The sequence below is a fragment of the Actinosynnema sp. NPDC059335 genome, assembly GCF_042752395.1.
In the GTDB taxonomy this organism is placed as follows: domain Bacteria; phylum Actinomycetota; class Actinomycetes; order Mycobacteriales; family Pseudonocardiaceae; genus Actinosynnema.
In genome coordinates, this window is sequence record NZ_JBHYXZ010000068.1 from 4476 (window position 1) to 14930 (window position 10455).

Genomic DNA, 10455 nt, shown 5'->3' on the forward strand with positions numbered 1-10455 from the left:
GGGGTCCAGTGCATTCCGGGCTACTACGTCGAATTTTCCGAGTGGTGCCGGGCTGATGGTTTCGTGGTTAATGCCGGGTCATTCTCGGATGGGTGGGCGGGGAGTGCCGAAAGCCCACGGAAAAAAGTCCGAGAGGTGGACCTGATGATGGATGACGCGACGGTGGGGAGACTGGTCGTCGACGACGTCTCCCCGGCGGTGTCGTCGGGGGCGAGGCCGGCCAAGGCCGTGGTCGGGCAGCACGTGCCGGTGCGGGCCGCGGTGTGGCGCGAGGGCCACGACGCGGTCGCCGCCACGGTGCGGTGGCGCGGCCCGGACGGCGCGTGGCGGAGCACCCGGATGCGCCTGGAAGACGCGGGCGCGGACCGCTGGTCCGCGGTGATCGTGCCGGACGCGGTGGGGGAGTGGGAGTTCCGGGTCGACGCGTGGTCGGACCCCTGGTCGACGTGGCTGCACGCGATCCGCGCCAAGACCGGCGCCGGCCAGGGCGCGGCCGAGCTGGCCAACGACCTGGAGCTGGGCGCGCGGCTGCTGGAACGCGCGGCGCTGGCCGGGGACGCGCGAAGCGTGCTGCTGCGCGACGCGGCGGTCCGGCTGCGCTCCGGGGCGCTCCCGCTGCCCGACCGGCTGGCGGCCGCCCTGGACGAGGCCGTGCTCGCCGAGATGCACGAGCACCCGGTGCGCGAGCTGGTCACCGAGGGCGTGCCGCACCGGCTGTGGGTGGACCGGCCGAAGGCCGCCTTCGGCTCCTGGTACGAGTTCTTCCCCCGCTCCACGGGCGGCGTGGACGCGCAGGGCCGGCCCGTGCACGGCACGTTCCGCACCGCGGCGCGGGAGCTGGACCGCATCGCCGCGATGGGGTTCGACGTGGTGTACCTGCCCCCGATCCACCCCATCGGCGAGATCAACCGCAAGGGCAAGGACAACACGCTCGTCGCGCTGGAGGGCGACGTCGGCTCGCCGTGGGCGATCGGCTCCGCCCACGGCGGCCACGACGCGATCCACCCCGAGCTGGGCACGTTCGCCGACTTCGACGCGTTCGTGGCGCGGGCCGCCGAGCTGGGCATCGAGGTGGCGCTCGACCTGGCGCTGCAGTGCGCGCCCGACCACCCGTGGGTCGGGCAGCACCCCGACTGGTTCACCCGCCTGCCCGACGGCAGCGTGGCGTTCGCCGAGAACCCGCCCAAGAAGTACCAGGACATCTACCCGCTGAACTTCGACGACGACCCCAAGGGCCTCTACGCGGAGATCCTGCGCGTGGTCGACCTGTGGGTGGACCACGGGGTGCGCGTCTTCCGGGTCGACAACCCGCACACCAAGCCGCCGGACTTCTGGGCGTGGCTCATCGAGGAGGTGCACCGCGACCGGCCGGACGTGCTGTTCCTGGCCGAGGCGTTCACCCGGCCCGCGCGGCTGTACGGCCTGGCCCGGCTCGGCTTCACCCAGTCCTACACCTACTTCACCTGGCGCACGGACAAGGCCGAGCTGGAGGGCTTCGGCCGGGAGTTGGTCGAGCACGCGCACGAGGCCCGGCCGAACCTGTTCGTGAACACGCCGGACATCCTGCCGCGGCACCTCCAGGAGGGCGGGCCCGCGATGTTCGCCATCCGCGCCGCGCTGGCCGCGCTGCTGTCGCCGACGTGGGGCGTGTACTCCGGTTTCGAGCTGTACGAGAACGAGGCCGTCGCGCCCGGCAGCGAGGAGTACCGGCACTCGGAGAAGTACGAGCTGCGGCCCCGCGACTACGCCCGCGCACGGGCCGCCGGCGCGTCCCTGGAGCCGTGGCTGACCCTGCTCAACCGCGTCCGGCGCGCGCACCCGGCGCTGTGGTCCCTGGACGGCCTGACGTTCCACGCCGTCGACAACCCCGCGCTGGTGGCGTTCTCCAAGCGCGACCCGGCCACCGGCGACACCGTGCTCGCCGTGGTGACCCTCGACCCCGACCAGCCGCAGGAGGGCACGTTGACCCCCGACCTCGCCGCCCTGGGCGTGCCGCCCGCGTTCACCGCGCACGACGAGGTGACCGGCCAGACGTGGGACTGGGGCGCGCGCAACTACGTCCGGCTCGACCCCGCGCACGCGGTGGCGCACGTCGTGGCGGTGAGGGCCTGATGCCGCGCCGACTGCTGCCCAGCGGCGAGTCGCCGCTCGTCGCCACGCCCATCGGCGTGGAGCCGGAGTGGTACAAGTCCGCCGTCTTCTACGAGGTCCTGGTCCGGGCGTTCAGCGACAGCAACGGCGACGGGTCCGGCGACCTGCGCGGCCTGGCCGACCACCTGGACTACCTCCAGTGGCTCGGCGTGGACTGCCTGTGGCTGCCGCCGTTCTACGACTCGCCGCTGCGCGACGGCGGGTACGACATCCGCGACTTCCGGGCGCTGCTCGCGGAGTTCGGCACGATCGAGGACTTCGTCCACCTGCTGGACGAGGCGCACCGGCGCGGCATCCGGGTGATCACGGACCTGGTGCTCAACCACACGTCGGACTCGCACCGCTGGTTCCAGGAGTCGCGCCGCGACCCCGACGGGCCGTACGGCGACTTCTACGTGTGGAGCGACGACGACTCGAAGTACGCCGACGCCCGCATCATCTTCGTGGACACCGAGTCGTCGAACTGGACCTACGACCCGGTGCGCGGGCAGTTCTACTGGCACCGGTTCTTCAGCCACCAGCCCGACCTCAACTACGACAACCCGGCCGTGCAGGAGGCGATGCTCGACGTCCTGCGGTTCTGGCTCGACCTCGGCATCGACGGCTTCCGGCTGGACGCCGTGCCGTACCTGTTCGAGCGCGAGGGGACCAACGGCGAGAACCTGCCGGAGACGCACGAGTTCCTGCGCCTGTGCCGCAAGGTCGTGGACGACGAGTACCCGGGCCGCGTGCTGCTGGCCGAGGCGAACCAGTGGCCCGCCGACGTGGTCCACTACTTCGGCGACCCGAGCGTCGGCGGCGACGAGTGCCACATGGCGTTCCACTTCCCGCTGATGCCGCGCATCTTCATGGCCGTGCGGCAGGAGTCGCGGGTGCCGATCTCGGAGGTCCTCGCGGCCACGCCGGAGATCCCGTCCGGCGCGCAGTGGGGCATCTTCCTGCGCAACCACGACGAGCTGACGCTCGAGATGGTGACCGACGAGGAACGCGACTACATGTACTCCCAGTACGCCAAGGACCCCCGGATGAAGGCCAACATCGGCATCCGGCGGCGGCTGGCCCCCCTGCTGGACAACGACCGCAACCAGCAGGAGCTGTTCACCGCCCTGCTGCTGTCGCTGCCCGGCTCGCCGGTGCTCTACTACGGCGACGAGATCGGCATGGGCGACAACATCTGGCTCGGCGACCGCGACGGCGTGCGCACCCCGATGCAGTGGACGCCCGACCGCAACGCCGGGTTCAGCGCGGGCGACCCCGGCCGGCTCTACCTGCCGGTGATCGCCGACCCGGTCTACGGGTACCAGAGCCTCAACGTCGAGGCGCAGATCGACAGCCCCGGCTCGCTGCTGCGCTGGACCAAGCGGATGATCGACGTCCGGCGCGGGCACACCGCGTTCGGGCTCGGCGGCTTCCGCGAGCTGCCGTCCGGCAACGCCGCCGTCATGACGTTCCTGCGCGAGCACGTGTCCGAGGACGGCCGCCAGGACATCGTGCTGTGCGTCAACAACCTGTCCCGGCACCCGCAGGCGGTCGAGCTGGACCTGCGCGAGTTCCGGGGGCACGAGCTGACCGAGCTGACCGGCGGGGTGGAGTTCCCGGTCATCGGCGTGGCGCCGTACCAGATCACGCTGCCCGGTCACGGTTTCTACTGGTTCGCGATCCACACGGAGGTGCCTGCGCGATGACCACTGCCACAACCGGACTGCCGGGCCTCGCGGAGTGGCTGCCGCGGCAGCGGTGGTTCCCGGCCGAGGACGCGGGGGAGGTCGCGGTCGAGCGCGTCGAGCCGTTCGCGGACGGCCCGGTGCGCGGCGTGATCGCCGTCGTGTCCACCGCGCACGGCCGGTTCCACGTGCCCGTGGGCGTGCGCGCCGACCTGCCCGCGGGCCTGGTCGACGCGGTGATCGGGTTCGCGGGCGGCGAGGCGCACTACGACGCGCTCGCCGACCCCGAGCTGGTGAGCCGCCTGTACGAGCTGGTGGCCCAGGCCGGGACCGCGGGCGCGGTGGCGTTCCGGCCCGAGCCGGGCGTGGACCTGCCGGAGCGGGCGGGCGACGTGCGGCCGATGGGCGTGGAGCAGTCCAACACGTCGCTGGTGATCGGCGGGCACAGCGTGCTCAAGGTGTTCCGGCGGGTGTGGCCGGGGGAGAACCCCGACCTCGCCCTGCACCGGGTGCTGCGCGACAGCCTGTACGTGCCCCGGCTGCTCGGCTCGATCACCCTCGACGGCACCGACACGCTCGGCCTGGTCGAGTCCTTTGTGGACGGTGGCGTGGAGGGCTGGGAGGCCGCCCGCGCCGACCTCGGGCACACGCTCACCGGCACGCCCCGCGAGCTGGACCTCGTCGGGGAGCTGAGCCGCCTCGGCGTGGCCGTCGCCGCCGTGCACAGCGACCTGGGCCGAGCCCTCGGCGCCGCGCCCGCGGACCACGGGGCGCTGGCCGACCGGTTCCTGACCCGCCTGGCCGAGACCCTGGAGCTGGCCCCGACGCTGCGGCCGTACGCCGCGGCGCTGCGGGTGGCGCTGGGCGAGCGGGTCCGCGCGGCCGAGCCCGGCGAGGTGCAGCGCGTCCACGGCGACCTGCACCTGGGCCAGGTGCTGCGCAGCAACGGCCGCTGGGTGCTGCTGGACTTCGAGGGCGAGCCGTCCGCGCCGCCCGCCGAGCGGTCCCTCCCGGACTCGCCGCTGCGCGACGTGGCCGGGATGCTGCGCTCGCTGGACTACGTGGCCGGGCACCACCGGCTGACCGCGACGAACTGGACGGTGGAGGACGAGCGGCGCGCCCGGCACTGGGCGCACGACGCGCAACGCGCGTTCCTCGCCGGGTACGCCAGCGAGTCCGGCGTCGACCTGCGGGCCGCCGGCGCGCTGCTGCGCGCCTACCAGCTCGACAAGGCGCTGTACGAGGTGCGGTACGAGGCGGCGAACCGGCCGGACTGGCTGCCGGTGCCGCTGCGGGCCGTGCGGGCGCTGGTCGGCGGGGCGTCGTGACGGCCGTCGTCACGCCGGCGCTCACCGACCTGGACCGCCACCTGGTCGCCGAGGGGCGGCACGAGCGGCTGTGGGAGGTGCTGGGGGCGCACGTCGTCGGTGACGGCGTGCGCTTCGCCCTCTGGGCGCCCGGCGCGCGTGCGGTGCGGGTGTGCGGCGAGTGGGGCGAGGCGGACCTGGCGCGCGACCCGCTGATCGCGGTGTGGCAGGCCGTCGTGCCCGGCGCGCGGGCGGGCCACCGCTACCGGTTCCGGATCCTGGGCGAGGACGGCACGTGGCGCGACAAGGCCGACCCGATGGCGTTCCGCACCACGCCGCCGCCCGCGGTGGAGTCCGTGGTGGCGCGCTCGCGGCACCGGTGGACCGACGGCGCGTGGCGGCACCGGCCCGACCGGATCAGCGTGTACGAGGTGCACCTGGGCTCCTGGCGGGCCGGCCTGGGCTACCGGGAGGTGGCTGAGCAGCTCGCCGACCACGTCGCCGGGCTGGGTTTCACGCACGTGGAGCTGCTGCCGCTGGCCGAGCACCCGTACGGCGGCTCCTGGGGCTACCAGGTGACGTCGTACTACGCGCCGACCGCCCGGCACGGCGGCCCGGACGACCTGCGGCACCTGGTGGACGTGCTGCACCGGCGCGGCATCGGCGTGATCCTGGACTGGGTGCCCGCGCACTTCCCCAAGGACGAGTGGGCGCTGGGGCGGCTGACCGGCGTTCCGGTGTACGAGCACCCCGACCCGCGTCGGGGCGAGCACCCCGACTGGGGCACCTACGTGTTCGACTTCGGCCGGCCCGAGGTGCGCAACTTCCTGCTGGCCAACGCGCTGTACTGGCTGGAGGAGTTCCACGTGGACGGTCTGCGGGTGGACGCGGTGTCGTCCATGCTCTACCGCGACTACTCGCGCGGTCCGGGGGAGTGGGAGCCCAACGAGTTCGGCGGCAACGAGAACCTGGAGGCCGTGGCGTTCCTGCGGGAGCTGACCGCGACCGTGGGCCGGTTGCACCCGGACGCGCTGCTGATCGCCGAGGAGTCCACCACGTGGCCGGGCGTCACGTCGCCGTCCGGCCTGGGCTTCGACCGCAAGTGGAACCTCGGCTGGATGCACGACACCCTGCGGTACTTCCGCGACGGCGACTACGACCGGCTCACGCTGCCCGCCCGGTACGCGTGGAGCGAGCGCTACCTGCTGCCCCTCTCGCACGACGAGGTCGTGCACGGCAAGGGCTCGCTGATCGCCAAGACCGGCGGCGCGGCGGGCCTGCGGGTGCTGCTCGCGCACATGTGGGCCCACCCCGGCGGCCAGGTGCTGTTCATGGGCGGCGAGCTGGGCCAGCCGCACGAGTGGGCCGACCACCGGGAGCTGGCCTGGGACCTGCTGGCCGACCCCGTGCACGCCGGCCTGTGCCGGCTGGTGGCCGCGCTGAACCGGGCGCAGGCCGCGCACCCGGCGCTGTACTCGTCCGACGACCGGCCGGACGGCTTCCGGTGGCTGGTGGACGACGACCCCGAGCGCGCGGTGGTGGCGTACGCGCGGTGCGCGCCCGGCGCGCCCGAGGTGGTGTGCGTGGCGAACTTCGGCGACCGGGCCCGTCCGGGCTTCCGGCTGCCGCTGCCGTCCGCCGGGGTCTGGCGGGTGCTGCTGCACACCGAGGACCCGGAGTTCGGCGGCGCCGGCGGCCCGGAGGCGGTCGTGGCCGTGCCGGACGACGGGCGGCCGGTGGCGGAGCTGGCGCTCGCCGCCCGGTCCGCGGTCTGGCTCGTCCGGGCCTGAGCACGCGACAAGGGGCTCGCAGGACGCCGCCGTCCTGCGAGCCCCTTCTCCGTGCGCGTGATCAGCTCGCCCGGCGGCGGTCGGCCAGGGCGGCGAACAGGCCCGCCGCGACGGCCAGCAGGCCGCACAGCAGCAACGAGAACCGGTAGCCCGACAGCAGCGCGGCCGCGGGCGCGTCGGCCACGGACGCGCCCGCCGGCAGCTCGCCCGCGGTGCGGCCCACCGCGAGGGCGGCGAACAACGCCACGCCGAGCGCGGAGCCGAGCTGCTGCGAGGTGTTGAACAGGCCGCCCGCGAGCCCCTGCCGGTCGTCGGGCACGCCCGCGGTCGCCGAGATGATGATCATGACGACCGCGGTGATGTTGCCGAACCCGACCAGGGCCGTGCCGACGAGCACCGCGGCCAACCCCGCCGCGCCGGCCGGCAACGTGGCCACCACCAGCGAGCCGACCGCCTGCGCGGCCACGCCGAGCACCATGGTGGCGCGGGAGCCGATCTTCGCCGAGATCCGCCCGGCGACGAACCCGGCGAGCATGGCGGTCAGGCCGAGCACCGAGAACGTCAGGCCCGTGCGCAGCGGCGTGTACCGCTCGATGACCTGGAGGTACAGCGTGACGATGTAGGTCGAGCCGACGAACGCGCCGATCAGCGCCAGGTTCGTCACGTTGGCGACCACCAGGGCGCGGAGCCTGAAGATGCCCAGCGGCACGAGCGGGTGCGGCGCCTTGTTCTCGATGAGCACGAACGCCACCAGCAGCACGGCCGACAACCCGAACGCGGTCAGCGTCGTCGCGCCGAGCCAGCCGTGCGTGTGCGCCACGGACAGCCCGTAGACGAGGCTGATCAGCGCCACCGTGACCGTGACCGCGCCGGGCAGGTCGAGCCGGACGCGGGTGGCGGGCCGGGCGACCTCCGCGATGAACACGACGGCGGCGATGCCGGTGACCAGGCCGATGGGCACGTTGATGAAGAAGACCCAGCGCCAGTTGAGCAGGTCGGTGAGGACGCCGCCGGCGATGACGCCGCAGACGAAGCCGAGCGAGAGGACCGCGCCCCAGACGCCGAGCGCCCGGTTGCGCGCCGGGCCCTCCGGGAACGAGGTGGTCAGCAACGCCAGCGCGGCCGGCGCCACGAACGCGGCGGCCAGGCCCTGCGCACCCCGCAGCACGACCAGCTGCACGGCGTCCTGCGCGAAGCCGGCGAACAGCGAGGCGATGCCGAACACCAGCAGCCCGGCGATGAACAGCCGCCGCTGCCCGTGCAGGTCGGCGACCCGCCCGCCGAGCAGCAGGCAGCCGCCGAAGGTCAGCGCGTACGCGCTGACCACCCATTGCAGGTCGTTGACCGGGAAACCGAGGTCGGTCTGGATCGTCGGCAGGGCGACGTTGGTGATGGAGAAGTCGAGGACGATCATGAACTGGGCGGCGCACAACAGCAGCAGGACCAGCCCGCTGCGCGCCCCGCCGGCGACCGGCTGACCGGCCCGCGTTTCGGCTGCACTGGACAACGTCGAACTCCCTCGGACGGATTGGAGAGCGGATTGCAGCTCCACTGTCCTGATCGCGGGCGAACCGATCCAGAGGTGCGGCCGTGCGGATGGGAAAATGCGCGCGGCTGTCGGGAGTTAACGTATTCGGCGGGTGTTCGGAATAGCGTCGGAAAATGGCCGGGCGGACGGGACGTAGGGTGTCACCGTGCCCAGGCCCCGGATCGTGACCGCCGTGCCGGTCGCCCTGCTCCTGCTCGCGATCGGGTTCGTCCTCGACGCGGTCACCATCGTGCACACGTTCGCCGACACCGACGAGGTCTTCGCGCTCGCGGGCACGAAGGACGACTCGATGAACGCCTCGCTCGCCGTCATGATCACCTGGGTGATCGACGCCGCCTCGCTGGTCGTCATGGCCGGGTCGGCGGTCCTGCTGTCGTTCGCCGTGGTCGCCCTGTTCGACGGTCGGCCGTCGGGCCGGGTGCTCGCGCTGGTGGGCGTCGTGCCGCACGTGCTCTACACGGCGTTCTCGCTGACCCGGATCGGCTGGCGGGACCGGGCCGCGCTCGACCCGAACGACCTGAGCGCCTACTTCGACCCCGCCACCACGCCGTGGTTCGTCCGGTTCGCCGACCTCGCGGCGGTGCCGTTCGGCTTCGCGGGCGCGACGGCCGCGCTGGTGCTGCTCCTGCTGCCCGCGACCCGGCGGTGGGTCGAGCGCGGTCGGGTGGCGGACGCGGGGACGTGACGGGGCGGGAGGTCGGGCCGCGGGGACGCGGCGCGGCGGTGGCCCGGGCGGAACCGGGCGGCCGGGGCGCGACGCGGCGGTGGTTCGCGCGGGCGGCGCGGCGGCTGCCGGAACACCCCCCGCCCCGGCGGACCCGGGGGACCGCCGCGCCACCGGTGGGTTGCCGCGCTAACTCGCGGCGCAGGAGACCGAGGGCCACGTCCAGTTGCCGTTGGCCTGGATGGTCACGCCCCAGTTGTTGCCGCTGCCGTTCGGCCGCGCGGTGAGGGTCTGCGCGTTCGGGTAGCTCGCCTGCACGTTCCAGGTCGCCAGGACCTTTGCGGGCGACGGCACGTTCATCGTCACCGTCCAGTTGGACGAGCCGCTGACCGCCACGTTCAGGTTGTACCGGTCGCTCCACCGCTCACCCGCGGAGAGGGTCGCGGTGCAGCCGCCGCTGCCCGGGTTGCCCGTGCCGGGGGTGCCGCCGCCGGGCACCCCGTCGACCGTGATGTTGGAGTTGCCGCTGCTCTGGTAGCCCTCGGTGGCCATGATCATGTAGTAGTGGCTGCCGAGGTTCATGCCGTTGCGGGCCCAGGCGTCGAAGTGGTTGCCCGACGTGATGGTGCCGCCGGTCTTCTTCGACTGCCGGACGCTCCAGTACTGGTCGAAGGTGCGCGTCCCGTCGATGGACGGCGCGTTCGTCCGCGTCGTCTTGTAGATGTCGTAGGTGCCGCCGTCGCTGGTGACCGTGCCCTTGTACTGGCCGGTCGGCCGGTAGGTGCCCCAGTTGTCGACGATGTAGTACTCCACGAGCGGGTTGCGGGTCCAGCCGTAGAGGGTCAGGTAGGCGTTCCCGGACGGGTTGAAGCTGCCCGAGTAGTTCACCGTGCGCCGCCCGCCGGTCGCCCAGCCCTTGCCCGCGACGAAGTTGCCGGTGTTGCGCCACGACGTGCTGTAGTTGCCGCCGGACCCCAGTTCCATCGAGACCGTGCCCTGGCTGTCGGTCCAGAACGAGTAGAAGTAGCCGTTGTTGGTGCCCTCTTGATTCGTGGTGACCGCCGCCTGGGCGTTCGACGCCACGATCGCCATGAGCAAAAAGGTGATCGCGGTCAGCGGGACCAATCTCCCGCCTTTGATCTTGCCGGACATCGGCGAAATTCCTCTCAGCCGCGCTGCTGATCGACGTGAAATAGAATCAAGTCGGCCGCCGGCGCGTGTCAACAGTTTGCGAAACTTTCCGGTCGGGTTCGCCGAACGGATTTCCCGGACGCCGCGCCCCGGTGAACGGCCGTGGGGGGGGGGGGCCCCCGGGGGGCGGGGCCCCGCC

7 protein-coding genes are annotated in these 10455 nt (G+C 73.0%); 5 read left to right on the forward strand and 2 right to left on the reverse strand.

Features of this window, described 5'->3' with window-relative positions; genetic code table 11:
• Positions 1-144 precede the first annotated feature (144 nt).
• From ACFXGA_RS21550 to glgB, 4 genes are read left to right on the forward strand one after another with little or no spacing between them, the layout of a single operon-like run.
• Positions 145-2112, forward strand: a complete 1968-nt coding sequence (locus ACFXGA_RS21550; protein ID WP_378090540.1) for a maltotransferase domain-containing protein — start codon at positions 145-147, stop codon at positions 2110-2112.
• The gene (treS, locus tag ACFXGA_RS21555; protein WP_378090542.1) at positions 2112-3836 is read left to right on the forward strand and encodes a maltose alpha-D-glucosyltransferase; all 1725 of its coding nucleotides are present in this window, start codon (positions 2112-2114) and stop codon (positions 3834-3836) included. Before ACFXGA_RS21550 ends, treS begins: the two co-directional genes overlap by 1 nt.
• The gene (locus ACFXGA_RS21560; protein WP_378090544.1) at positions 3833-5143 is read left to right on the forward strand and encodes an aminoglycoside phosphotransferase; all 1311 of its coding nucleotides are present in this window, start codon (positions 3833-3835) and stop codon (positions 5141-5143) included. The genes treS and ACFXGA_RS21560 overlap by 4 nt, the downstream gene beginning before the upstream one ends.
• Entirely contained in the window at positions 5140-6912 is a 1773-nt protein-coding gene (gene glgB / locus ACFXGA_RS21565) for a 1,4-alpha-glucan branching protein GlgB (RefSeq protein ID WP_378090546.1), read from the forward strand. The genes ACFXGA_RS21560 and glgB overlap by 4 nt, the downstream gene beginning before the upstream one ends.
• Before the next feature lie 61 nt (positions 6913-6973).
• On the opposite strand, the gene ACFXGA_RS21570 is transcribed toward glgB, so the two are convergent.
• Entirely contained in the window at positions 6974-8419 is a 1446-nt protein-coding gene (locus ACFXGA_RS21570) for an MFS transporter (protein WP_378090549.1), read from the reverse strand.
• Between the two features lie 187 nt (positions 8420-8606).
• Here ACFXGA_RS21570 and ACFXGA_RS21575 point away from each other — a divergent pair, with 187 nt between their 5' ends.
• Positions 8607-9146: a hypothetical protein gene (locus ACFXGA_RS21575; protein ID WP_378090551.1), complete on the forward strand. Its 540-nt coding sequence runs from the start codon at positions 8607-8609 to the stop codon at positions 9144-9146.
• Positions 9147-9314: 168 nt separating this feature from the next.
• Here ACFXGA_RS21575 and ACFXGA_RS21580 read toward each other — a convergent pair whose 3' ends face one another.
• A complete protein-coding gene (locus ACFXGA_RS21580) occupies positions 9315-10277 on the reverse strand; it encodes a glycoside hydrolase family 11 protein (RefSeq protein ID WP_378090553.1) in 963 nt (320 codons plus the stop codon).
• Between the last annotated feature and the right edge of the window lie 178 nt (positions 10278-10455).

What these genes read in the sequence shown, in the direction of transcription:
- ACFXGA_RS21550 (WP_378090540.1), top strand. Translation starts at nt 145, where the DNA reads ATGATGGATGACGCGACGGTGGGGAGACTGGTCGTCGACGACGTCTCC.
- ACFXGA_RS21560 (WP_378090544.1), top strand. Translation starts at nt 3,833, where the DNA reads ATGACCACTGCCACAACCGGACTGCCGGGCCTCGCGGAGTGGCTGCCG.
- treS (WP_378090542.1), top strand. Translation starts at nt 2,112, where the DNA reads ATGCCGCGCCGACTGCTGCCCAGCGGCGAGTCGCCGCTCGTCGCCACG.
- ACFXGA_RS21580 (WP_378090553.1), bottom strand. Translation starts at nt 10,277, where the DNA reads ATGTCCGGCAAGATCAAAGGCGGGAGATTGGTCCCGCTGACCGCGATC.